The organism is Pseudotabrizicola sediminis, from assembly GCF_004745575.1.
GTDB lineage: Bacteria > Pseudomonadota > Alphaproteobacteria > Rhodobacterales > Rhodobacteraceae > Pseudotabrizicola > Pseudotabrizicola sediminis.
Map to the genome: position 1 here is coordinate 40,069 of NZ_RPEM01000012.1, position 23,788 is coordinate 63,856.

25 protein-coding genes and 1 tRNA gene are annotated in these 23,788 nt (G+C 63.1%); 17 read left to right on the forward strand and 9 right to left on the reverse strand.

Going from position 1 to position 23,788, the window contains the following annotated elements; translation table 11 throughout:
- Positions 1-14 precede the first annotated feature (14 nt).
- Positions 15-1,340 (reverse strand): capsule polysaccharide biogenesis protein, encoded by a 1,326-nt coding sequence (locus tag EEB11_RS15785; protein ID WP_245298941.1) that lies wholly within the window; start codon positions 1,338-1,340, stop codon positions 15-17.
- A gap of 117 nt (positions 1,341-1,457) precedes the next feature.
- Between EEB11_RS15785 and EEB11_RS15790 the strand changes: the two genes are divergently transcribed.
- The 8 genes from EEB11_RS15790 (at position 1,458) to EEB11_RS15825 (ending at position 7,151) form a co-directional block, all read left to right on the forward strand.
- Entirely contained in the window at positions 1,458-2,054 is a 597-nt protein-coding gene (locus tag EEB11_RS15790) for a riboflavin synthase (RefSeq protein ID WP_135432966.1), read from the forward strand.
- Positions 2,045-2,596, forward strand: a complete 552-nt coding sequence (locus tag EEB11_RS15795; RefSeq protein WP_135432968.1) for a hypothetical protein — start codon at positions 2,045-2,047, stop codon at positions 2,594-2,596. Before EEB11_RS15790 ends, EEB11_RS15795 begins: the two co-directional genes overlap by 10 nt.
- Before the next feature lie 99 nt (positions 2,597-2,695).
- Positions 2,696-3,784, forward strand: a complete 1,089-nt coding sequence (gene ribB / locus EEB11_RS15800) for a 3,4-dihydroxy-2-butanone-4-phosphate synthase (protein ID WP_135432970.1) — start codon at positions 2,696-2,698, stop codon at positions 3,782-3,784.
- 3 nt (positions 3,785-3,787) lie between these two features.
- The gene (locus EEB11_RS15805; protein WP_135432972.1) at positions 3,788-4,288 is read left to right on the forward strand and encodes a 6,7-dimethyl-8-ribityllumazine synthase; all 501 of its coding nucleotides are present in this window, start codon (positions 3,788-3,790) and stop codon (positions 4,286-4,288) included.
- On the forward strand, positions 4,285-4,785 hold the full coding sequence (nusB, locus tag EEB11_RS15810) for a transcription antitermination factor NusB (RefSeq protein ID WP_135432974.1): 501 nt from the start codon (positions 4,285-4,287) through the stop codon (positions 4,783-4,785). Before EEB11_RS15805 ends, nusB begins: the two co-directional genes overlap by 4 nt.
- A gap of 175 nt (positions 4,786-4,960) precedes the next feature.
- Positions 4,961-5,290 (forward strand): hypothetical protein, encoded by a 330-nt coding sequence (locus EEB11_RS15815; protein ID WP_135432976.1) that lies wholly within the window; start codon positions 4,961-4,963, stop codon positions 5,288-5,290.
- Positions 5,291-5,490: 200 nt separating this feature from the next.
- A complete protein-coding gene (locus EEB11_RS15820; protein WP_210134441.1) occupies positions 5,491-6,375 on the forward strand; it encodes a DUF481 domain-containing protein in 885 nt (294 codons plus the stop codon).
- Positions 6,376-6,695: 320 nt separating this feature from the next.
- Entirely contained in the window at positions 6,696-7,151 is a 456-nt protein-coding gene (locus EEB11_RS15825) for an MmcB family DNA repair protein (RefSeq protein WP_435531115.1), read from the forward strand.
- On the opposite strand, the gene EEB11_RS15830 is transcribed toward EEB11_RS15825, so the two are convergent.
- Positions 7,132-7,365 carry a DUF6324 family protein gene (locus EEB11_RS15830; protein WP_135432980.1) on the reverse strand — a complete coding sequence of 78 codons (234 nt, stop codon included), beginning with the start codon at positions 7,363-7,365 and terminating at the stop codon, positions 7,132-7,134. The genes EEB11_RS15825 and EEB11_RS15830 overlap by 20 nt on opposite strands.
- A gap of 167 nt (positions 7,366-7,532) precedes the next feature.
- Here EEB11_RS15830 and EEB11_RS15835 point away from each other — a divergent pair.
- Positions 7,533-7,609: transfer RNA gene (locus EEB11_RS15835), tRNA-His, on the forward strand.
- Positions 7,610-7,725: 116 nt separating this feature from the next.
- Positions 7,726-10,059: a Tex family protein gene (locus tag EEB11_RS15840; RefSeq protein WP_135432982.1), complete on the forward strand. Its 2,334-nt coding sequence runs from the start codon at positions 7,726-7,728 to the stop codon at positions 10,057-10,059.
- A 105-nt stretch (positions 10,060-10,164) separates the two neighbouring features.
- Here the strand turns inward: EEB11_RS15840 and EEB11_RS15845 are convergent, their stop codons facing one another.
- Both EEB11_RS15845 and EEB11_RS15850 read right to left on the reverse strand, forming a co-directional pair.
- Positions 10,165-10,599, reverse strand: coding sequence for a DUF1178 family protein (locus EEB11_RS15845; RefSeq protein ID WP_135432984.1), 435 nt, complete (start codon positions 10,597-10,599; stop codon positions 10,165-10,167).
- A 60-nt stretch (positions 10,600-10,659) separates the two neighbouring features.
- A complete protein-coding gene (locus EEB11_RS15850) occupies positions 10,660-11,157 on the reverse strand; it encodes an NUDIX hydrolase (RefSeq protein WP_135432986.1) in 498 nt (165 codons plus the stop codon).
- 269 nt (positions 11,158-11,426) lie between these two features.
- On the opposite strand from EEB11_RS15850, the gene EEB11_RS15855 reads away from it, so the two are divergent.
- From EEB11_RS15855 to EEB11_RS15870, 4 genes are read left to right on the forward strand one after another with little or no spacing between them, the layout of a single operon-like run.
- Positions 11,427-11,978, forward strand: a complete 552-nt coding sequence (locus tag EEB11_RS15855; RefSeq protein ID WP_135432988.1) for a glutathione peroxidase — start codon at positions 11,427-11,429, stop codon at positions 11,976-11,978.
- Positions 11,975-13,090, forward strand: a complete 1,116-nt coding sequence (locus tag EEB11_RS15860) for an acetoin utilization protein AcuC (RefSeq protein ID WP_245298942.1) — start codon at positions 11,975-11,977, stop codon at positions 13,088-13,090. Before EEB11_RS15855 ends, EEB11_RS15860 begins: the two co-directional genes overlap by 4 nt.
- A 60-nt stretch (positions 13,091-13,150) precedes the next feature.
- Positions 13,151-14,179 carry an N-acetylneuraminate synthase family protein gene (locus EEB11_RS15865; RefSeq protein WP_135432992.1) on the forward strand — a complete coding sequence of 343 codons (1,029 nt, stop codon included), beginning with the start codon at positions 13,151-13,153 and terminating at the stop codon, positions 14,177-14,179.
- Positions 14,179-14,937: a glycosyltransferase family 25 protein gene (locus EEB11_RS15870; RefSeq protein WP_135432994.1), complete on the forward strand. Its 759-nt coding sequence runs from the start codon at positions 14,179-14,181 to the stop codon at positions 14,935-14,937. The genes EEB11_RS15865 and EEB11_RS15870 overlap by 1 nt, the downstream gene beginning before the upstream one ends.
- An 84-nt stretch (positions 14,938-15,021) precedes the next feature.
- On the opposite strand, the gene EEB11_RS15875 is transcribed toward EEB11_RS15870, so the two are convergent.
- Positions 15,022-15,771, reverse strand: coding sequence for a glycosyltransferase family 25 protein (locus EEB11_RS15875; protein ID WP_167852770.1), 750 nt, complete (start codon positions 15,769-15,771; stop codon positions 15,022-15,024).
- A gap of 50 nt (positions 15,772-15,821) precedes the next feature.
- Complete coding sequence (locus tag EEB11_RS15880; RefSeq protein ID WP_167852771.1) at positions 15,822-16,628, reverse strand: glycosyltransferase family A protein; 807 nt, start codon at positions 16,626-16,628, stop codon at positions 15,822-15,824.
- A gap of 125 nt (positions 16,629-16,753) precedes the next feature.
- On the opposite strand from EEB11_RS15880, the gene neuC reads away from it, so the two are divergent.
- The 3 genes from neuC to EEB11_RS15895 are packed head-to-tail and all read left to right on the forward strand — an operon-like array spanning position 16,754 to position 20,455.
- Positions 16,754-17,881, forward strand: coding sequence for a UDP-N-acetylglucosamine 2-epimerase (gene neuC, locus EEB11_RS15885; protein ID WP_135433000.1), 1,128 nt, complete (start codon positions 16,754-16,756; stop codon positions 17,879-17,881).
- On the forward strand, positions 17,862-19,142 hold the full coding sequence (locus EEB11_RS15890; protein WP_245298943.1) for a 3-deoxy-D-manno-octulosonic acid transferase: 1,281 nt from the start codon (positions 17,862-17,864) through the stop codon (positions 19,140-19,142). Before neuC ends, EEB11_RS15890 begins: the two co-directional genes overlap by 20 nt.
- Positions 19,139-20,455: a 3-deoxy-D-manno-octulosonic acid transferase gene (locus tag EEB11_RS15895; protein ID WP_135433002.1), complete on the forward strand. Its 1,317-nt coding sequence runs from the start codon at positions 19,139-19,141 to the stop codon at positions 20,453-20,455. Before EEB11_RS15890 ends, EEB11_RS15895 begins: the two co-directional genes overlap by 4 nt.
- Here the strand turns inward: EEB11_RS15895 and EEB11_RS15900 are convergent.
- Genes EEB11_RS15900 through metG form a run of 3 tightly spaced genes read right to left on the reverse strand, consistent with a single transcriptional unit; the run spans position 20,442 to position 23,757 of the window.
- A complete protein-coding gene (locus EEB11_RS15900) occupies positions 20,442-21,152 on the reverse strand; it encodes an acylneuraminate cytidylyltransferase family protein (protein WP_135433004.1) in 711 nt (236 codons plus the stop codon). The two genes, EEB11_RS15895 and EEB11_RS15900, sit on opposite strands and share 14 nt — an antisense overlap.
- On the reverse strand, positions 21,149-22,042 hold the full coding sequence (locus tag EEB11_RS15905; RefSeq protein ID WP_135433006.1) for a hypothetical protein: 894 nt from the start codon (positions 22,040-22,042) through the stop codon (positions 21,149-21,151). Before EEB11_RS15905 ends, EEB11_RS15900 begins: the two co-directional genes overlap by 4 nt.
- Positions 22,039-23,757, reverse strand: coding sequence for a methionine--tRNA ligase (metG, locus tag EEB11_RS15910; RefSeq protein WP_135433008.1), 1,719 nt, complete (start codon positions 23,755-23,757; stop codon positions 22,039-22,041). The genes EEB11_RS15905 and metG overlap by 4 nt, the downstream gene beginning before the upstream one ends.
- Between the last annotated feature and the right edge of the window lie 31 nt (positions 23,758-23,788).

Sequence of the window (23,788 nt, forward strand, 5' to 3'; positions counted from 1 at the left end):
ACCGGCTTTGGCCGTCAGTTCACCAGCCGCAACTGTTGCCGTGGTGCCGCGCTTCCCGAGATCAGCGCATCGTAGGGGTCTTCAGCGGAAAGCATCATGTCGACCACCTGCCGCAGCACCTCTTGCCGGCCGCGGGTGCTGTAAAAGCCCCCGGTGATCTGGCTGGTTTCCAGCAGATAATGGCGGAATTTGCGGTATGCCCGGCCATCGGGGCGGCTGGGCTTTGCAAAGAAGGTGGCGAGCGGCTGGTCAGACACGAATTCCGGCTTGGCATAGACCGCCGCGCCAAAGGTTTTCAACGCCATGCCCCGCCACAGCACCTGCTGACCGGCGGTGGAATTGACGGTGACGGCAGAGCGTGCGTGGTTCAGAAGCTGCGCCAGCTTGCCACCACGCACGAAATGCACCCGGCCTGTCAGCCCGTGCAGGTGTGCCAGACGGCGGATTTCGGCCTTCAGCGGCGCGCGGCCGTCTTCCAGCGGATGGGCCTTGAAGACCAGATGATGATGCGGTGCCGCCCCTTTGGCAAAGCCGTCAATCACCACCTCCAGAAATTCGGCCATGGTGCGGAACGGCGAATGCATCTGAAAGCTGGCGTCATGTTCCAGCTGCAACAGCACCAGATGATAGGGAAAGCCGCCGTTCCGGATGCGATATTGGGCGATCATCCGTTCCCAGCGGTGAAATGGCAACAGCAGAAGGCGTTTGCAATACAGTAGAAATTCCTGCCCCACGGTCTGTTTGCGATGGGGCCGGAAATTGCGGAATGTGCGAAAGCCGGTCATGACGAACCAATGATACAGCGCGCCCCAGAAGATATGTTGGCGCATGTCGCCCCAGCTGGCGGGGGCTTCGGGTTGATCCATTTCTGCCTTGGCCAAGGCGGCCTGCATGTCGGCCACGGACATCTGCATCAGCCTCGAATGCCCATTCGCGCCGTTGCGCTCATAGGTCACCCAATGCGGGCGCAGGTAGCCTTCTTCAAATACATGCACCGTCAGCCCGGCGGTGCGGGCCGCGAGGATCGCCTGCGCGTGCACCGGACGGGTATCGCCATAGAGCACCAGATCGGTGATGGCGTGTTCGCGCAACAGCGCCGCAATCCGGTCGGGCCACTGATCTGCCGGGTCGCGGAAGGCGATGAAACTGTCGGCGGGCCAAAACACCTCGTCGCCCCGGTTGAAGCCCACACGCCAGACCTGCGCCCCCGATGCCTGCAGCATCTTGCCCAAACGGCTGAAAAAGGGACCGTGTGGCCCTTGCAGAAACAGAAAGCGGCGTGTGTCACCCGTGGTTCGCATGTCACCTGTCTTGGCCAGTCTGCGGCGTGGTGCCGGCATAGCAAGTAACCTTTAACCGGCTGCCAAGATCAAAGCACGGCGAATTTCTGGCACCTTCCGGGCGACCTTGCGTCGCCCCCAGTCGCGGGTTACGCATTGCAACAAAGGAGACCGACCATGTTCACAGGGATCGTCAGCGATATCGGTGAGGTGCTGCAGACCGAGCAGCAGGGCGATCTGCGCGCCCGTATCGGCACGCGCTATGATGTGGGCGGCATCGACATCGGGGCATCGATCGCGTCGGACGGTGTGTGCCTGACCGTGATTGCCACCGGAACGACACCGCGCAACTGGTATGACGTGCAGATTTCGGCTGAAACTGTCAGCAAGACCAATCTGGCGCGCTGGACGCCTGGCGCACGGGTCAATCTGGAACGAGCGCTCAAGGTTGGCGACGAGCTGGGGGGGCATATCGTATCAGGCCACGTCGATGGTGTGGCCGAAGTGGTGGCCGTGGTGCCCGAAGGCGACAGCCTGCGCGTGACCTTCCGCGCGCCGCGCGATCTGGCGCGGTTCATCGCGCCCAAGGGGTCGGTCGCGCTTAATGGCACGTCGCTGACCGTGAATGAGGTCGATGGGGCAGATTTCGGCATCAACTTCATTCCGCACACCCAGAAGGCGACCACATGGGGTGATGTGGCGGTGGGGGATCTGGTGAACCTTGAGGTGGATACCATGGCCCGCTATGTGGCACGCTTGCGCGAATGGGAGTGATCGGCCACAACCGGGGGCCAGAGATGAACGGCCTGTCATGGCGCACCCAATGCTGGCGTGCCGCCCGTGCTCGTCTGCTGCCGACCCTGCCGATAGAGGTGGTGCGCCTGCGCGTGCGCCGGGCGGCCCAGCTGGGGCTGGACTACAAGACCTATGCCGGCATGCGCGCCAGCACCGGGCACGATCTGGTGGCGTTTCTGTTTTCCTCCAACGCGCTGCGGGTGTTGCGGGCGGGGCAGGTGCTGCCCGGCGACCGCGCACAAAAGCTGGCAGCACTTCAGGGAACCGGACTGATCGGCCTTGCGCTGCCGCCGTTGCAGGCGGCGGATCTGGCCCGCGCAGCCCCGGCGCTGACAGCCAGCCACGCCGCCCCCCTTCACCTTGCCAGCTTTGCCGAGGCGCGGGTGCGCCTGCGCATGGCCCTTGGCACCATCCCGTCCGACACGGTTCTGCTGATCGGCGATCACGGGCTGGAGGCGGAGTGGTGTGCGGCGGGCCGGTTGGCGGGCTACCTTCCGGCCGAGCGGTATTTCGGCACCTGAGGGACGTGGTGTCGCGCACAGTCGCTCTGCGCCGCCCGCCTCTGGCTTTTGCGGCCCTGTCGCGGTAAAGGCGGATAAACCCGCTCAGGAACCCATCGCATGACCGACTATTCCGACGCAATTTCCTCTGTCGAAGACATCATCGACGACGCGCGCAACGGGCGCATGTTCATTCTGGTCGATCATGAAGACCGCGAGAATGAAGGTGATCTGGTGATCCCGGCGCAGATGTGCACCCCGCAGGCGGTGAACTTCATGGCGACCTATGGCCGGGGCCTGATCTGCCTTGCGCTGACCGCCGACCGCGTGGATCAGCTTGGCTTGCAACCGATGAGCCCGAAGAATTCCTCGCGGCTGGCATCGGCCTTTACCCTGTCGATCGAGGCGCGCGAGGGGATTTCCACCGGCATTTCCGCCGCTGACCGGGCGCGCACCGTATCTGTCGCCATCGACCAGACCAAAGGCCCGCAGGATATTGCCACGCCGGGCCACGTCTTTCCGCTGCGCGCCCGCGATGGCGGGGTGCTGGTGCGGGCGGGTCATACCGAGGCGGCGGTCGATGTGGCGCGTCTGGCGGGGCTGAACCCGTCGGGCGTGATCTGCGAGGTGATGAATGACGACGGGTCCATGGCGCGTCTGCCCGACCTGATTGTGTTTGCGCAAAAGCACGGGCTGAAGATCGGCACGATTTCCGACCTGATCGCCTATCGCCGCCGCAACGACAATCTGGTGAAGCTGACCGAAGAGCGCGCCGTCACCGCCGAATTCGGCGGTGACTGGACCATGCGGATCTATACGGACGTGACCGAAGGCGCGGAACATGTGGTGCTGATCAAGGGTGACATCACCACCCCCGGCTCGGTGCTGACCCGGATGCACACGCTTGACCCGCTGCTCGATGTGGTGGGCCTTGGCGGGGCAGGGCGCACGGCGGAATTCGGCGCGGCGATGAAGCTGATCGCCGCCGAAGGGCGCGGCGTGTTGGTGTTGCTGCGCGAGCTGGATCGCAAGCTGGTGTCGGACGACGCCTCGCCCCAGACGCTCAAGCAATATGGCATCGGCGCGCAGATCCTGGTGTCGCTGGGGGTCAATGACCTGACCTTGCTGACCAATTCGCCGCAGCCGAAGGTTGTCGGGCTGGACGCCTACGGGTTGTCGATCACCGGCACCCGCAAGATCACGGAGTAAACCATGGCCACCGCCGAGACGCATTATACCTTGCCGTTGCCCAGCTTCGACCAGCCGGTCAAACTGCTGATCGTGGTGGCCCCCTATTACAAGGATATCACCGACAACATGGTGGCCGGTGCCCGCGTCATTGCCGCCAGCTGCGGGGCCGAGGTGGAGCTGATCGAGGTGCCCGGCGCGCTGGAAGTGCCGACCGCCATCGCCATGGCCGAGCGTCAGGCGAAATACGACGGCTATGTGGCCCTTGGCTGCGTCATCCGGGGCGAGACCACGCATTACGATACCGTGTGCAACGACAGCAGCCGCGCCATCAGCCTCCTGGGGCTGCAAGGGGCATGCATCGGCAATGGCATCCTTACGGTTGAAAACCGCAGCCAGGCCGAGGTGCGGGCCGATCCGGCCGGGCAGAATAAAGGTGGTGGGGCAGCAGCGGCGGCCTTGCACCTGATCGCGCTTTCGCGCAAATGGGCGGGCCAGACGACAGGGATCGGGTTCCGCGCATGACAGACGACACACCGGCGGCCAAGACAGGCGCCAAACCGAGCAACGCCGAGAAAAAGCAGATGCGCTCTGCCGCGCGGCTTTATGCGGTGCAGGCGCTGTTCCAGATGGAAGTGTCGGGCCAGACCATCAAGGCAATCTGCCGCGAGTTCGAGGTGCACCGTTTTGGGGCCACCTACGAAGAAGGCGAATTTGCAGAAGGCGATGTGACGCATTTCCGCAACCTGGTGGATCATGCGGTGAACTTTCAGGCGCTGATCGACCAGATGACCGACCGCGCGCTGGTGGCCAAATGGCCGATCGACCGGATCGACCCGGTGCTGCGCGCGCTGTTCCGCGCCGCCGGGGCGGAATTGACTCAGATGCCGACACCGCCACGGGTTGCGATCACCGAGTTTGTCGATGTGGCCAAAGCCTTTTTTCCCGAGGGCAAAGAATCCAGATTTGTCAACGCGGTGCTGGATCACATGGCGCATGAGGCCAAGCCCGAAGGGTTCTGATGTGCCATGGCGTTGTGCGCCAGCAGACGGTTCTTTGCTGACCGGATTTCCCTGACATCGCCGAAAGTCTAAGGCGGCAGTTACCAACGCTGCACAAATCGCCCACCTGCGGCGAAATGGACCTTTCGCTTTTCCATGGCAGCGCTAGTCTTAGGGTCTGGTCAGGAGCACAGACATGCCCAAACTCATCCGCCTCTACATTGTGAACGTTGCCATCGGATTCGGCCTATCGGTCGCTTTCGTCACCGGGCTGGTCTGGCTGGACGTCGCGGGGCTGCAACACCTCATCCTGCAGTCGTCGATGGGATGGGTGGCCGCCTTGATGATGGTCATGGTCAACGGCGTTGTGTTTGGTGGTGTTCAGTTTGCCATCGCTGTGATGCGGATGGCCGAAGCGCCAGATACCCCGCCGGGCGGTACCCGGGAGCGGCGTGTCCCGGTTCCCGTGCGCGTCGAGGCTCGGGCCCGCGCGCAATTGCCCCGTGCGCCGCAGAGAAACATCTGAACCATGTTCGGTGCCCCGACGAACATCGGGGCTGCCGAAGCTGTGTCGCAGGACATATAGATCCGAATATCAGCACCTTAACTCCCCTGCGTCACCTCACTTTGCATCACAGAGTGGTGATGGGCGGGAACGCGGGGCGGTTCCATGCGTTTCATACGCGACCGGCACGAGAGAGGCCGGTGTGTGTGAAAGGATAGTATATGACAGTCAAACTCCGCACCTTTGGTGCCGGCGTGCTGGCTATTGCCGCCGCCCAAGTTGCTTTTGCACCTTCGGCTATGGCACAGGTCGCCATCACAGGCGTCGAGACTCTTGACGACCGGATTGACGATATCGAAGACGATGTCCGGGACGACATGCAGCGCGCTGAAGATTCCGCGCGCTTTGGCAACCCGGAATTCCGTCCGGGTCTGAGCGGTAGCGCATCTTTGGGCTATTCGGGCAAGACCGGCAACAACGAGTCGCAGGATCTGACCGCGGGTGTGCGTCTTCGCTTTGCCCAAGGCCAGTTCGTTCAGACACTTGGCGCGGCCCTCGACTTTGCCGAGGCGAACAACGAGTCCACCAAGGAAGATGTGTTTGTCGTCTATGACGCCAATTACTATTTCGACCAGAACTTCTATGGCTTTGTTCTGGGCCGTCTGAAAACCAATGGTCTGGCGACCAATCCCGATCCCGACTGGGATGGCGAAGGCGATGACCCTCGGCTCGAAAACACCCGTCGCGATGCGTTCCTCGGCTTCGGCCCGGGTTACCGCATCGTGAACACGCCGGACATGACTTGGCGTGTGCAAGCCGGTGTTGGCGTCAGCTATCTGCAGGATGGTCTGAAAAATTCGGAAACCGAAGTCGGCTATCTTGCCGCGTCGCGGTTCTTTTACCGGATCAACGACAACTTCTTCGTGACAAATGACACCGATGTTCTGAAGTCGGATACGGCCCTGCGCGCGAACAACGATCTTGGCCTGAACGTCAAGATGACCGACGCTTTCTCGACCCGCGTCAGCTACCTGACCGAGTATGACGAAAGCCGCGCCATCCGCACCGACAACAAGCTGGGCGTTTCGCTGGTGTTCGGCTTCTGAGCCGGAAAACCCCACACAGCAGGAAAGGGGCGGAGAAATCCGCCCCTTTTTCTTGTCTGCCGTCAAAGAGTTTGGGTGGCGGGCCCGCAGCAGCCGTGGGTGGCATGGTTTCCCGAGAGCCAGAGGTCTCAGGTGGGCACCAGGTAGCAAGACCAGGATCTTGCCAGAGCCAGCATCCATTCGTTTGCTTATCGGCCACTGGAAAAAAGCCCCAGCACGCGAAGAGCAGCACCCGCCACAGCAATAGATAGGGCCACTGCAGCCCGTCTGCAAGGCTTGTCAGATGTTCATCTTTCGTTCATACGTATCTCATGGATGTCATGACCGACCCCTTGCCGCCACTGCCCGGCCAGCGCCTTGCGCGTGGCGTGGCGCGTGCCCTGCGTGACCTCGGGTTCGTTACGGTTGAAGAACTGGTGCCCGCGCCGGGTCTGCGGGTCGATCTGATGGCGCTTGGCCCCAAGGGGCAGGTCTGGGTGATCGAATGCAAATCCTGCCGCGCCGATTATCAGGCCGACCGGAAGTGGCAGAAGTACCTGCCGTGGTGTGACCGGTTTTTCTGGGCGGTCGATGCGGATTTTCCGGGCGGTTTGCTGCCAGAGGAGACCGGCCTGATTCTTGCCGATTCCTATGGGGCCGAAATCATGCGCATGGGGCCGGACTCACCGCTTGCCCCGGCGCGGCGCAAGGCATTGGTGCAGGGGTTTGCCCGGCACGCCGCGCTGCGGCTGCAGGCCCTGCGCGACCCGGCGGGGGTTATTTCCGCCTGGGCTTAGGCTTGCCGCCGGCCGGGCCCTTGTCGTTGCCCATGGCGCGCACCGCTTCGGCCGCTGCGCGCAGCTCTTCGGCGATTTCTTCGGCCTCTTCGGGTTCGAAATCCAGCGGCAGTTCAACGCCGCCGTCGGCTTCGATGTAGATGCGAACCATTCCGGCCGAGGTCGGCCCGATCTGAAGGTTTGCGGCGATTTCGCTTTCCTTGTCGATGCCCATTGCGGCCCCCTTGTTGTGGAGCTTCCCGCCTAGCGTTCTTTGCCGCGTTCTGCAAGCGTACCGGCCTGCGGCATGCGCAGGCCCAGGCAGGATCGTGATCAGACGGGCAAGTTTTGCGTCAAAGCCTGCTTGCAATCCAAATCAAGGGGGGTTAAATCGCCCCACGTGCCGGCTTAGCTCAGTTGGTTAGAGCACTAGATTGTGGATCTAGGGGTCCCCCGTTCGAGCCGGGGAGCTGGTACCATTCTTTCTTAAAGCAACCACGTCCGAAGCCCCCTGTGGGGCCTTGTGGCGTGGACGCTCTTTCCCTCGGCGCAGGGCTTGGTTATGGTCGCCCTCCGACCTTACGGGAATGCCATCATGACGCCAGACACCACCCGCCGCATCGCGCAAACCATCGCGACCGAGATCAACGCGCAAACCCCGCAGGTCACCGCCGCTGTGGCGCTGCTGGATGAAGGCGCGACCGTGCCCTTCATCGCGCGCTACCGCAAAGAGGTGACGGGGGGGCTGGACGATTCGCAGCTGCGCCTGCTGGCGGAACGGCTTGTGTATTTGCGCGAGATGGAAGGGCGGCGGGCAGCGATTGTCGCGTCGATCACCGAACAGGGCAAGATGACCGACCCTCTGGCGCTGTCGATTGCCAAGGCGGTGACCAAGGCAGAGCTGGAAGACATCTATCTGCCCTACAAGCCCAAACGCCGCACCAAGGCGATGATTGCGCGTGAAAACGGGTTGCAGCCGCTGGTTGATGCCATTCTGGCCGACCGCAATGCCGATCCTGCGGTCTTGGCCAAGGGCTTCATCACCGATGCTGTGCCGGATGTGAAAGCGGCGCTGGAAGGCGCGCGCGACATCATCGCCGAGGGTCTGTCGGAAAACGCCACGCTGCTGGGCCGGTTGCGCGAGCACATGAAAAAGGTCGCCCGCCTGTCGGCGAAGGGGATCGCGGGCAAAGAGACCGAGGGTGCCAAATTCTCGGATTATTTCGCGCATGATGAGCCGTGGGCCACTGCCCCCAGCCACCGCGTGCTGGCCATGCTGCGCGGTCGGAACGAAGGCTTTCTGACCATCGATCTGGAAATCGACCCCGACGCCCCGCGCGGCACCAGCCCGGCGGAGCAGGCCTGCGGTGCGGCGCTGTCGGCCGGAACCAAAGGCGCATGCGACACATGGTTGCGCGAGGCCGCCAGCTGGGCTTGGCGGATTAAGCTGAAAACGTCACTCACCCTTGACCTGATGGGCGAATTGCGCGACCGGGCCGAGGCCGAGGCGATCAATGTCTTCGCCCGCAACCTGAAAGACCTGCTGCTTGCAGCACCTGCAGGTGGCAAGGCCACCATGGGGCTGGACCCCGGTATCCGTACCGGGGTCAAGGTCGCGGTGGTTGATGCAACGGGCAAGGTGCTGGCGACCGATACGGTCTATCCGTTCCAGCCCAAGAATGATCTGCGCGGCGCGCAGGTGGCCATTGCGCAAGCGATCGGCAAGCACAAGGTGCAGCTGATCGCCATCGGCAACGGCACCGCCAGCCGCGAGACGGAAAAGATGGTGGCCGACCTTCTGGCGGTGCTGCCGGGCAGCGAAAAACCGGTCAAGGTCATTGTGTCCGAGGCGGGGGCTTCGGTCTATTCCGCCTCGGAACTGGCCGCGAAAGAGTTTCCCGATCTGGATGTATCGCTGCGCGGCGCGGTCAGTATCGCGCGGCGCCTGCAAGACCCGCTGGCGGAACTGGTCAAGATCGAGCCCAAAAGCATCGGCGTCGGCCAGTATCAGCATGACGTCGACCAGCACCGCCTTGGCCGGTCACTGGAAGCGGTGGTCGAAGATGCGGTGAACGCGGTCGGCGTCGACCTCAACACCGCCTCTGCCCCGCTGCTGGCGCGGGTGTCGGGCGTGGGGGCAGGACTGGCCGAGGCGATTGTGGCGCACCGCGATGCCAACGGCCCGTTCAACACCCGACGGGAACTGCTCAAGGTGGCCCGCCTTGGCCCCAAGGCATTTGAACAGGCCGCAGGTTTTCTGCGCATTGCTGGCGGCAAGGAGCCGCTTGATGCGTCATCTGTCCACCCCGAAGCCTATGACGTTGCCCGCCGCATCACCGCCGCCTGTGGCCGCGACATCCGCAGCCTGATGGGCGATGCGACAGCCCTGCAAAAGCTGGACCCGCGGGCATTTATCGACGACCGTTTCGGCCTGCCCACCGTTAAGGACATTCTGGCCGAGCTGGAAAAGCCGGGGCGCGATCCGCGCCCCAGCTTCCGCACCGCCACCTTTACCGAAGGCGTGAACGAAATCCGCGACCTGAAGCCCGGCATGATGCTTGAAGGTACGGTGACCAATGTCGCGGCCTTTGGGGCCTTTGTCGATGTCGGGGTGCATCAGGACGGGCTGGTGCATGTGAGCCAGCTGGCCGACCGTTTCGTGAAAGACCCGCATGAGGTGGTGAAGGCCGGCGATGTGGTGCAGGTCCGCGTGGTCGAGGTGGACGCGGCGCGCAAACGTATTGCGCTGACCATGCGCAAGGACAGCGCCGATGCCCGCGAGACCGCGCGCGAGCGCGCGGCGGACCGGGCAGACAAACCCGCCCCCCGGGGCAAGCCGCAGCCGATGCAGGCCGCGCCGCAGGGGGCGTCTGCGGGCACCAGCGCCAACCCCTTTGCCGATGCGCTGCGGGGAAAATTCGGGAAGTAAGAGGAGTATTTGCAAAGCAGCACTCGAGGGCGGTCTGCCGGATTGCTGCGTGCTGAAACACACCCGCCAGAGGCAGGCGAACGTCCGGCGGGGCGAACCCGCCGCTCAGTTCGCCTTGCGTTTGGGCAGGAAGGGCAGGGGGGCCACCGGCACGCCGTCTTCGATCAGCTTTTTTGCCTCTTCCGGTCTGGCCTCGCCGTAAATGGCGCGTTCCTGGCTAAGCCCGTCATGCATCTTGCGGGCCTCGGCGGCAAAATTCAGTCCGACATATTCGGAGTTGGCCTCCACCTGCGCGCGCAAGGCGGCAATCGCCTGCTCTACCTCGGTTTTCGGCTGTGACAGCGGTGTGGCAGGTTGCGGTGTGGCGGCATGGCGCGCCGGGCGCACGGCGGGGGCCATCAACAGCTTTTCCACATCTGGCGCACCGCAGATGGCACAGCTTACATGCCCCGCAGCGCGCAACGAGTCGTAAGCCGCTGCCGACTGAAACCAGCTGTCGAATTCATGGGCATTGCTACATTTCAGGCTATAACGGATCATGACTGGACCAGTGCAAGGGTTGTATACCCCGTGCCACAGCTAACAATCCGCTGCGCGAATTCAAGCGCGCTTTTTGCCGCCGGGTGCACAGACAAGCTTTTGCCCCTTGCTGGACAGCCGCGCCAGCAGGCCACGCAGATCAGGCTCGGCCACCTTGCGCGCGGCTTTCTGGGCATCGAACCATTTGCGCTGCCGCTGTTTGCGCTCGGGGAATTTATCGGCGAGCCGCGCCACACGCAGGGCAAAGACGCTGACCACGCAGGGAATCGCCGCGTCGGGCAGGCGCAGTTTGTCGTACCGATAAAAGCCCAGCGGCGCTGCCGCATCAACCTCACCCTGCACGCCCGCCTCTTCCCAAGCCTCGGTGACAGCGGTTTCGGCAGCGGTCTTGCCCGCCATCGGCCAGCCCTTGGGCATGATCCAGCGCCCGGTGTCGCGGCTGGTGATCAACAGCACCTGCACCCGGCCACGATGCATCCGCCAGCACAGGGCAGCGTTCTGTGTGGCATCCCCCATGGACTGGAGCGTGTCAAACTGGTCGGAAGTGGATTGCTTCATATCGTCTTTTTCTTTTTTTTTCTGCTCGACGGACGTGTCTGCTCAAATATCATCGGTGAAAAGTCCGGCGAGGCAAAAAGCTAGGCTCTTCAACACCGCCCAATGGTACAAGCATATCCGTATGGTCCTCACATATGGTATCTTTGTCAGAAAATTGTCACCCCTGTGGCGGAAAAAACTCCGTATCATGCCGACAAATCAGCACGCGCGCTTTGACCTTTTTTCTGTCAGGCCTACCATCAATACAACTATTTGTGGGGGGGGGATGCATGCAGCGTCGGGTGTTTCTGGGTCAGTCTCTGGCTGCCACAGGGCTTGGGCTATGGCCTTTGCGGTCGTTGGCGGCAACGGATGCCGGGGTACCGGGTTTTTCGTTCGCGTCGATTGACGGGGGCCGGATTGCGCTGGACGACTGGCGGGGCAATCCGGTGCTGGTGGTGAATACGGCATCGCTCTGCGGCTTTTCTGGGCAGTTTGATGATCTGCAGGCGCTGCACGACCGGTACAGCGCCCGTGGCCTGCTGGTTCTTGCGGTGCCATCGGACGACTTCAATCAGGAACTTGCCGATGCGCAGGCTGTCAAGGAATACTGCGCCCTTCGCTTCGACCTGACGCTGCCGATGACGGATATCACGCATGTGCGCGGCCGGGACGCGCATGCGTTCTACCTTTGGCTGGCGGCCGAGCATGGATTTACCCCCGGCTGGAACTTCAACAAGGTGCTGATCGGCCCGGCGGGTGAGGTTCTGGGCACCTGGGGGGCTTCGGTCAAGCCGACATCGAGGGCCATCACCGGGCGGATCGAGCCCTTGTTGCGGTGAGCGTGCCGCTGTTCATCGGGTCAGAGGTGTATCGCGGTTCATCCTATGGCCCGGGCCATCCGTTGCGCGTCCCGCGCGTGTCAACGGTGATGGACCTGTGCCGCGCGATGGGCTGGCTGCCGGCACCACAATACCGCACCAGCCCGCGCGCCAAGCCGGCGGCGCTGACCCGCTGGCACAGCCCCGGCTATGTGCAGGCCTTGCAGCGGGCCGAGGCTGACGGAAGCGTTACCGATGCCACACGGTCGCAGTATCACCTTGGCACGCTGTCAAACCCGGTGTTTGGCCAGATGTATTCCCGCCCCGCAACCGGGGCAGGCGGCGTGATGCTTGCGGCAGAGTTGCTGGCGACTGGCACGCAGGCGGTGCATGTGCCCGGGGGCGGCACCCATCATGGCTTGCCCGACCGCGCCAATGGCTTTTGCTATCTGAACGATCCAGTTTTGGCGATTCTGGCCTTGCGCCAGTCTGGAATGCCGCGCGTGGCCTATGTGGACATCGACGCACACCATTGTGACGGGGTACAGCATGGGCTTGCGGGGGATGCGGAAACCCTGCTGATTTCCACCCATGAAGAGGGTCGCTGGCCGTTTACCGGCGCGCTGGACGATGACGGCGGCGGCAATTGCGTGAACCTGCCACTGCCGCGCGCGGCCAACGATACCGAGATGCGCGCGGTGTTGGACGGCGTGATCCTGCCTTTTGTGCAGGCGCATCGCCCCGACGTCATCGTGCTGCAGGCCGGGGCGGATTCGCTGGACGAAGACCCGCTGTCGCGGCTGTCGCTATCGAACCGCGCCTATATTGATGTGCTGCGCGCGCTGCGGCCGCTGGCCCCGCGCTTTTTGCTGCTGGGCGGCGGCGGCTATAACCCGTGGAGCGTGGGGCGCTGCTGGTCGGCGCTCTGGGCCACGCTGGCCGGGGCCGAGATTCCGGACCACCTGCCGGACCTAGGCCAAAGCGTGCTGCACGGCCTCAGCTGGGGCGGCGGTGGCCGCCCGCTGCCCGCGCCGCATCTGCTGACCACCCTGCTGGACCCGCCGCGTGAGGGGCCGGTCAGCCCCGAGGTGCAGGCACGGATCGCCCGTCTGGCGGCGCGCCTGCGGGCATAGGGCTTCCCTTGCGCCCGTGCGGGCGGTACATCAGGGCAAACGTCCTGAGGAACAGCCCCCATGAAAATCGGCACCCGTGAGATCGGCCCCGGCCACCCCCCGCTTGTGATTGCGGAAATCGGCATCAACCATGGTGGCAGTCTGACGGTCGCCAAAGAGATGGTCCGTCTGGCCGCCGGCGCGGGCTGCGAGATGATCAAGCATCAGACCCACATCCTTGAAGACGAAATGACCGATGAGGCGAAGTCGATCTTTCCGCCCAATGCCGATGTGTCGATCTGGCATGTGATGGAGTCTTGCGCCCTGTCGCTGGACGATGAGGCAGAGCTGAAGCGCTATACCGAAAGTCTGGGGATGATCTGGATCTCCACTCCGTTTTCGCGCGCGGCGGCGGATTTTCTGGAAACCCTTGACGTGCCCGCCTACAAGATCGGATCGGGCGAGGCCGACAACCTGCCGCTGATCCGTCACATCGCGCGCAAGGGCAAGCCGGTGATTATGTCGACCGGCATGCAGACCATCGATACCATCCGCGCATCCGTGGCCATTCTGGATGCGGCGGGGGTGGATTATGCGCTGCTGGAATGCACCAACCTCTACCCCAGCCCGCCCGAAATCGTGTCGCTGCGCGGCGTGACCGATTTGAAAGCGGCGTTTCCGAATGCGGTCGTCGGGTTCTCGGACCATTCCATCGGGCCGGAAATGGCCCTCGCATCGGTCGCACTCGGGGCCTGCATTCTGGAGCGTCACTACACCGACACCCGCTATCGCAAGGGACCCGACATCATCAACTCGATGGACCCGTCGGAACTGCGCCACCTGATCGACCGCTCGCGCGAGATCTGGATCGCCGCCAACAACCCCAAACAGCGCACGCCCGCCGAAGAACCCGTCTACCGTTTTGCCCGCGCGTCCGTCGTGGCCGACCGCGACCTGCCCGCAGGCCATGTGATCACCGAGTCCGACATCTGGGCCCGCCGCCCGGGGTCGGGAGAGATTGCGGGCTATGATTTCGACAAGGTCGTGGGCAAACGCATGACCCGGGCAGTGACGCGGAACACGCAGTTGACATGGGAGGATCTGGGGTGATGCTGACCCGTGCGGATATCGGCATCTGGCTGATCAACCTTCCTCGTGACGTCGCCCGGCGGGAAGCGATGGAAACACAATTGTCAGCCATGGGAATGACATGGCAGCTTTTTCCTGCCATCGACGGTCGCGCCAATGAAGCAACCTTACGCAAACAGGCAGATGCCGAAGCCTATGCGCGCAATATGGGCAGCGCGCTTTTGCCGGGAAAGCTTGGTGTATACGCCAGCCATTTGGCGGTCTGGCAGCAGTTTCTGGACGGCCCGCACAAAGTGGCGTTGGTGTTTGAAGATGACGTGGTTTTTCACGACGACTTCCTTGTCGCTCTCGACACGGCGCTCGCCCATGCAGATCTATGGGATCTGGTGCGCTTCAACTGCATTCGTGCAAAATTGCCAGTAAAACAGGCACAGTTGGGAGCATACCGGCTCAACGCCTATATCGGTCCCTTTACCGGCAACGCCGCCTATCTGATTCACAGAGATGTTGCGGCGCGGCTCCTGCCGGGCCTTTGGCCGCAAACCCGTGCGCTGGATCACGAGTTGAACCGCTTTTTCCGCCACAACTACCGTCAGTTGGGGCTGGAACCATGGGCAAGCCATCCCGACGATGGCGGAGTCAGCACCATCACTGGCACAGGTTTTGCCGGGGTGAAAAAGTTCAGGTGGCACCGTCGCCTGCCGCATTACCGACTGAAAGCGGCGAATTACATGCGGCGCTTCTGGTGGTTGCTGCGGCGGGGGAAGGTATACAGGTGAGATAATTAAGCTATCGTGAGTAAAGTGAACCCTTGCGGCAAACCTGTATCTTTTTCCCTCGTTCCTAAGGTGCCAATCAAGCAATTAGGCGCTGCGCCACCGGTTCCATGCTGCAAAAGCATATTCTGGCGCTTTTCTGCGCCACTGTCTGATTTTGGTCATCCCAACCGGGCGTTCGCCAGCTGAATCTATCGTTGATTCTGAGCCATTTTCACCAAAAATTGGTGCATCCAGAACTGCCGCGCGGGCAGAGCGGCAAAAACAAACACGTAATGCGACGTCCACGGGCCGGTCCATCCCGTAAAGATCGACATGCCGCAGGAAATCCTGCATTCCCTTGCGTGTATAAAGGCTCGCACTCAAACACCACGGCGGGCGATATGTACGTCGGATGCCGAAGCCCGAGACCGTCGCCAAAGGACGGCTCCAACTTTCCGCCGATCGCGACAGATGCAGCCAATCGACAGTCGCCTCTGGCGTGTTTGTTAGCCAATGTGACAGAGCTTCGAGCGCGATCTTGGCCCCGTCAAACGGCAGCGCATCATCCTCCAAGATCAGTGCAAGCGGCGTGCCAACGGCCAAAGCCGACTTCATAGCGGCCATGTGGCTTAGAAAACAGCCGATTTCCCCGCGGCTCATATCCCTTCCATGTAGCTTTCGCATCGTCGCGCTGCGGTAAAGCGGGTGGCTGAGGGCTTCTTCGAGCGATGTGGGGGCGGTGGCGGCATGACGTTGCCAATAAATCCCTGCTGCCGTCAATCGCGGGCCACATGTCGCAAGTCGCTCTGTGCTGCGGTCCAGATTGATCACGCGCGCAACAGGGATGAAAGTCATGATTGGCCCCATCGTAATGAAAAATTGGGAACGTTTGCGACCAGCAGCGATCAGCGCCAGATGCCATAGGTTTCCTGATAGTATCGCACGCAGGCCGTGTTCAGTGCTGTCCGGTCCAAGCCCCCCACCACTTGTCTGAGCAGGGCAAACTGTTTCACATCTTCGCGGGAGGCGCGCGCGCGGGGCCCGCCAAAATCCAGCCAGATCGGTACGTTGCGAGTGGTCAGGTGGCCCGACAGCCAGATGTCATCCACCAGCCAAAGCGGATCGGGAATGTCGAACACTTCATCACCAAAAAACGACGGGCGCACCATCACTCCGCCCCAGCCTTCCAGAATGTCGGCATATCCACTTGACGCCGCCTTGCGCGATTTCCACGTTCCAAGGCTGGCCGCACGCTTAACACGGTAAAGCCAGTCTTTGCGACGCCGATCGTAACGCGGCATGCGTGTGCCGGAGAACCGTATCTCAGAAGCCTCAAAGATATCACTGCCCTCTTCCACAATACAGCAATCTGGCCGCGTTTCGGCCGCCGCGACAAAGCGTTCCAGCACCTGCGGATCATAGATCTTGTCATCGTCGCAAAAGAAGATCAGCATATCCTGATCGCGGTATTTCTGCACCGCTGGCAGCACCTTGGTGGCCGGGCCGAAATCCCGCTCTACCCGGTTCAGAGTCACACCCTCGGGCACCACGGGCGGTTCCACCGGATTGAAACTTTCGCGCCTATAGCGCTGCGGAATGTTCAGCAAGATCGCCTCGGGCTTTAGCGTCTGGCGCAATAAAACCTGCAGCACCTCGTCGAGATACGGAAAGCGCGGCGGTATGGCGGTCAGGGAAACAACGACGCGGGTCATGCTTGCGGTCCAGTTCATGGGGCACTTTGCGTCGATATGCCCGACATTCGACATGGGTTCAAGCCGCCGAGGTTGCCTTGGTCGGGCTTTGCGAATAGGCATTTGCCTTTGGTCTCAGGGAAGTCATGACCCGCCACCTCCTCTTCCTCACCGGCACCCGCGCCGATTTTGGCAAGCTTGAACCCCTTGCCGCTGCCGCGCGGGATGCGGGGCACCGGGTCACGTTTTTCGTCACCGGGATGCATATGATGGACCGCTACGGCCTGACCAAGCTGGAGGTGCAGCGGATGCCCGGCGTGCGGGTGCATGAATTTCTGAACCAGCGCCCCGGCGACGGGCAGGATATCGTGCTGGCGAAAACGGTCGTGGGGTTTTCTGATTACATTACCGAACACCAGCCCGATCTGATCGTCATCCACGGCGACCGGATCGAGGCGCTGGCGGGGGCGCTTGTCGCCGCCACCAACTACATCGCCTCGGCGCATATCGAGGGTGGCGAGGTGTCGGGCACGATCGACGAGGTGTTCCGCCACTGCAACACCAAACTGGCCGCCCATCATTTTGTCTCTTCCGACGCGGCCAAACGCCGGGTGATGACCTTGGGCGAGCCGTCCGAGACGATCCATGTCATCGGCTCGCCCGAACTCGACTTCCACGCCGGGGCATCGGGTGTCACGCTGGATGAGGTGCGGGCGCGCTATGACATTCCCTTTGCCGAGTATGGCATCGCGTTGTTTCATCCGGTGACATCCGAGCAATCCAGCATGGGCGCGCAGGCGCAGGCACTGTTTGGTGCGCTGGCGGCATCGGGGCGGAATTTCGTGGTGATCGCGCCGAACAATGACCCGGGGTCCGAGGCGATTTTCGCCGTGCTGAACGCGCTGCCTGCAGACCGGTTCCGCATGATTCCATCCATGCGCTTTGCGCATTTTTCCGAGCTGATGAAACATGCGGCCTGCATGGTCGGCAATTCCAGCGCCGGGGTGCGCGAGGCGCCGTTTCTGGGCGTGCCATCCCTGGATGTCGGCACCCGGCAAACCAACCGGGCGATGGCCGGTTCGGTCGCCTTTGCAGCGGCGGGGGATGGCGCGGCTGTGGCGCAGTTCCTGAAAGACCGCTGGGGTCAGCGGCACGCGCCCGACACCGGGTTTGGCGTCGGCCACGCGGCAGAGCGTTTTGCGCAGACCCTGGCCCGCCCCGAGTTCTGGGCGCAAAGGCTGCAAAAAGCCTTTCGTGATCAGCCGGGTGGCTGACCGCGTGCCAACTGGTCCGGCGCTGCTGGCCTATCTGGCCGCCAGTCCGCTGATTGCGGTCGCCGGCCCGCTGGTGCTGCGCCGTCGCCTTGCGCGCGGCAAGGAAGACCCGGACAGGGTTGCGGAAAAGCGCGGCTATGCCTCGGCCCCCAGACCGGACGGCCGCCTGATCTGGCTGCATGCCGTCGGTCTGGGTGAGGTGCTGGCGCTGCGGGGCCTGATCGGGGCGATGGCGCGGCTTGACCCGTCGCTGCACTTCCTGATCACCTCCTCGGCCCGGTCTTCGGCGCAGGTGATCGGGGCCAACCTGCCGCCGCATACCCGGCATCAGTATCTGCCGCTGGATGCCCCACGGTATGTCGCGCGCTTTCTCGACCACTGGCACCCCGACCTGTCGGTCTGGGCCGAGCAGGAGCTATGGCCGGGTGCCGTGGTCGCCGCCCATGCGCGCGGTGTGCCGCTGGCGCTGGTCAATGCCCGGATGACCGATGCGGGCTTTGCCCGCCGGGCAAAGGCGCGCGGGCTGTACCACGATCTGCTGGCACGATTCCGGCTGATCACCGCGCAGGACAGCCGCAGTGCGGGTCACCTGCGCGCGCTTGGGGCGGGCCAGGTGCAGGTCACCGGGTCGCTGAAATCCGCAGCACCCCCGCTGGCCGCCGACCCTGCGGCGCTGGCACAGGTGCAGGCCGCGGTGCAGGGCCGCAGGGTCTGGGTCGCGGCCTCTACCCATCCTGGGGATGAGGCGCAGGCGATGGCGGCGCAGGCGGCCCTGTGGCGCGCCGATCCGCGTTGGCTGATGGTCCTTGCCCCGCGCGACGCGGGCCGGGCAGGGGCGGTCGCCTCGGCGCTGACAGAGGCGCGCCTGCCCTTTGCCCGCCGCAGTCTTGGGCGGGAGCCATCGGCCAGCGATGCGGTCTGGCTGGCCGACACCTATGGCGAGATGGGCCTGTGGTACCGGGTGGCGGAAACGGCGCTGATCGGCGGCGGGTTCGACAAGGTTGGCGGGCACAACCCGTGGGAGGCAGCGCATTTCAACACCGCCATCCTGCATGGCCCTGATACCACCAATTTCGCGCGTGATTACAGCCAGCTGCAGGCCGAAGCTGCCGCACTGCAACTGGCCCCCGCTGGTTTGGCAGCGGCGCTGCAAGACCCCGTCCTGCCCGGGATGGGAGAGCGCGCGGCGCGCATCGTGCACAATGCCGCCAAGGGGCTGGACCCACTTGCCGCCGATCTGCTTTCGCTGGTGCGTCCATGATGCGCGGCTTTCTGCTGCTGTGGTCTGCGTTCTGGACCTTTGGTCTGCCGCTGATCCTGTTCTATCTGTGGCGGCGCGGGCGCAAAGATCCCGCCTATACCGCGCATCTGGCCGAACGCTTTGGCCGCTATCCTGCGCCTTTGCCGGGAGCGGTCTGGGTGCATGCAGTATCCTTGGGCGAACTGCGCTCTGCCGTGCCGCTGATCCGGGCCTTGCTCGACCGGGGAGATACGGTGGTGACCACCCATTTCACCCCCGCCGGGCGGGGCGAAGCAGAGCGGGTGTTTGCCGCAGATATCGCCGGGGGCCGGATGCGTGCGGTCTGGGTGCCGCTGGAAACCGGCTGGGCCTATGCAGGTTTTTTCCGCACTTTCCGCCCCGCCTATGGTCTGGTGATGGAGATCGAGATCTGGCCACGCATGGTCGCGGCATCGCGCAGGGCCGGTGTGCCCTTGTTCATGTGCAACGCGCAATACCCCAGCCGGGCGTTGGCGCGTGACAGCAAGGGGCTGCGCCTGCGCCAGGCGGTGATGCGCGGCTTTGCTGGGGCCTTGGTCAAATCCGACCTGCAGGCGCAGCGCTTTGCCAGCGTGGGCGTGCGCAACATTGCCGTCACGGGCGAACTGCGCTTTGACCAGCCGGTGCCGCCCGCGCTGATGGCCGCGGGGCAGGCGGCACGGGGATGGATCGGGGCAGGCGCGCGGCGTGTGATCGTGATTGCAAGCGCGATTGAGGGCGAGGATGCCACCTATATCCACGCCATCGGCGCGTTGCGCGACGATCACGCGGCCAGATCGCTGCCGATGCCGTTGCTTGTTTATGTGCCACGCAGGCCTGAACGCTTTAACGATGTGGCAGAAACCCTTGTCAAAGAAGGGTTCTCGCTCCTGCGCCGGTCAGACCTTCCGGGGGCGTTCGACCCAACGCATTGGCCGGTGCAGCCTGGGTGCCCGGACATCTTTTTCGGCGATTCACTGGGCGAGATGTATGCCTATCTGGCCATGGCCGATCAGGTCGTCGTTGGCGGCGGCTTTAACCCGAAAGGCGCGCACAACATTTCCGAGGCGCTGGTGCTGGGCAAGCCGGTGATCACGGGGCCGCACACCCATACCATCGAATACCCTTTTGCCGAGGCGCAGGCAGCGGGCGTGGCCGTTTCCGTCCCCGATGCAGCCGCATTGGCCGCCCATCTGATCGCCAATCCGCCAACCGACCCGGGTCTGATCGCTGCGTTCACTGACGCGCATTCGGATGCCACCCGCAAGACGCTGGCCGCGATCCCGCGCCTGTTGGCGCAAGTCAGACTTTCCTGACCCCGGCATTCAGCTGTTCTGTCAACAAGAACTCGACCAGCTGGAAATCATAGGGCGTGTCAATGTCATGGCAGCGGTCAGAGGGCAGCACAAACGGCACCACCCGCCCTTCATAGATGGTCTTGGCCCGGCGCAGGTAGTCTGGTGCCACCACATAAACCACGCCGACATGTTCATAGACCACCGGCGCATCCTGCCGCGCCCAAACCCCGCCGGGCAGCGGTTTGGACACCTGCAAAGCGCCCGTCGCATCGGGTTCGACCAGATTGAAATAGGGGTTCTTGCGTGCCTCGCACACGCTCATCACCATGTCGGGGGCTTGCTGCGCAAAGGTGTCCAAAGCTCCGTCAATGTCTTCGGGGATGCGCAGCGGCGAGGTGCAGTCCAGATCCAGAAAGGCCGAGACCGGCCCGCAGATCTGCTCGGACGCCGACAGCGCATGCTGCCACACTCCCCATTTCGGTGCGGTATCGGTGGCAAGCTCGGCGGGCCGCAGTCCGATATCAAGCGCGCCACGCGCCACGGCATGGGCATGGATCGCCGGGTCATCGGTCGACACCACAACCGCGCCCACGCGGGGGTTGGCGAACAGCTGGTCCAGTGACCAGTCGATCAGTGGTTTGCCGCAGAGCGTGCGAAAGTTCTTGCCGGGTACGCCCTTTGATCCTTTGCGCGCCCCAATATGACCTAAGATCACTCTGTTCTCCCGCTTTGCTGAAGGGCCGTATAATAGGCGGTCAGCCGCGCCTTGACCGGCCCGAGTGCCGCTTCGGACCAGATCAGCCGGCGACCCTTGCGGTCCACGATCTCGGCCCCGTCGGGCAGGGCCAGCAGCGCCTCGCCCTTGACCTCCACCCCCGGCAAGGTCAGCGCGATCAGCCCGGCCCAGCGGCGACGGACCCATGGCAGGCGGGCGCGCAGGTGGATCAGCCATCGGTAGTGCAACATGAATTCAGCGGGCAATTTCACCGCCATATCACGAGGTATGGACTTGAGCTGGTACTGTTGCGACCAGCTGATAAACTTGTCATCAGCAACCATTGCAGGAGTTCCGTTTGCGCCCACTCTTGCAAGCATTTCCCTGAAATGCGCTGCAATACTTGTACATTCGCTCGGGTGATAGATCACAAGCGAAGAGTTGCCCCGCAGGTATTTTTTCCCGCGTGAAACCTTATGGATCATGCGCGACACTGTTCCAAAAGGAAGCAATGAATTATGGAACATGACGATTGATTTTCGGCTGGTCTGCAGGGCCAAGAGCCGTGTCAGATCACCAAAGACCACGGTATCAATGTCGATGAACACCGCGGGCAGATCATCTGGCACCACCCCCGCCTCGAACATGCACAGCTTGGTCTGGCACCCCGGCCCGCGCATCTGCGGGTCCATGAAGAAGTCTGGGATCAACCGCTGCACCACACCGGCGCGAAGACCGTCGCGCAGCGCATCGCTGATCAGCACCACACGCGGCGGGTGGCTGGCAAGGCGGCAGACTGTGTCAATCAGGTGATTGACCTCTGACACCGGGTATTTGGTGCCCCACAGGACCAGGACAAGCTGCCAGACCGGAGGTGGGACTTTTGTCATGTACGCACTCCGGCAAAGCGCGACTGCCAGTCGGCGCGTTCTTCATCGGTGATCTTGCGGAACAGGTTTTCCGGCACGGCGAAGGCCTGCCCCGGTTCCAGCTGACGCATTGCAGCGGGCAGATCGTCGGGCCATGTCCAGTCATCGGACCCCATTGCGGCCATCATCGTGGCCGAGGCATCGGGGATGAAGGGTTGCGACAGGATCGCGTAGACCCGGATCAGATTCAGCGCCAGCCGCACCATCGCCTGCGCCTGTTCGGGGTCAGTTTTCACCACGGTCCAGGGCGCTGCGGCCTGCAGGTATTCGTTGCCGATCACCCAGATCGCGCGCAGCTCGGCCGCGGCCTTGCGCACCTCCATCGCCTGCATCAGCGTCTCATACTCGCGGATACGCGCGCCAAGATCGGCGATCAGCGCGGTTTCCATGGGGCCAAAGCTACCGCCCGCTGGCACTTCACCGCCGAATTTCGCGGTGGCGAATTTCGTGACCCGGCTGACGAGGTTGCCCAGCACATCGGCCAGATCCTTGTTCACGGACCCCTGGAAATTCTCCCACGTGAATTCCGCATCCGACGATTCCGGCGCGTGGGACAAAAGCCACCAGCGCCAGTAATCGGGCGGCAGGATCGACAGCGCCTGATCCATGAACACCCCGCGCCCGCGCGAGGTGCTGAACTGGCCACCGTCGTAATTGAGGTAGTTGAAGGATTTCAGGTAATCGACCAGCTTCCACGGCTCACCCGACCCCAGAATGGTGGCTGGGAAAGACAGGGTGTGGAACGGCACGTTGTCTTTGCCCATGAACTGGTAATAGGTCACGTCATCCGCGCCCATGTCGGTGCGCCACCAGCGCTGCCATGCGGCGTCATCCAGGCCGTTGGCATCGGCCCATTCGGCGGTGGCGGCGATGTATTCGATGGGGGCGTCGAACCAGACGTAGAATACCTTGCCCTCCATCCCCGGCCAGGGCTGATCACCGCGCCGCACCGGAATGCCCCAGTGCAGATCGCGGGTGATGCCCCGGTCCTGCAAGCCGTCACCATCGTTGAGCCATTTCTTGGCAATCGACGTGGTCAGCAGCGGCCAGTCGTGCTTGGAGTCGATCCACGCTTCCAGCTTGTCGCGCAGATTGCGCTGCATGAGGTAGAGGTGCTTGGTTTCGCGCAGTTCCAGCTTGGTGCTGCCGGAAATGGTGGAACGCGGGCTGATCAGGTCGGTCGGGTCCAGCTGCTTGGTGCAGTTGTCGCATTGGTCGCCCCGCGCCGACTCGTAGCCGCAGTTCGGGCAGGTGCCTTCGACATAGCGATCGGGCAGGAAACGGCCATCGTCGACCGAATAGATCATCTGTTCCGTTACTTCGCGGATCAGGCCGTTGTCGGCCAGACGCCCCGCGAAATGCTGGGTCAGCACATGGTTGCGGGGGGAAGAGGACCGCCCGAAATGGTCAAACGACAGCCGGAAGCCGCGCGCGATTTCGGCCTGAACGCCATGCATTTCGGCGCAATAGTCCGCCACCGGCTGCCCCGCCTTGGCCGCCGCCAGCTCTGCCGGGGTGCCATGTTCGTCGGTGGCGCAGATGAACATCACCTCATGCCCGCGCGCCCGCATGTAGCGCGCGAACAGGTCGGCGGGCAGCTGGCTGCCGACCAGATTGCCCAGATGCTTGATCCCGTTGATATAGGGAATGGCCGAGGTGATGAGAATCCGTGCCATGATGCGCCTTTGTCTGATGGTGTCGCCCGTT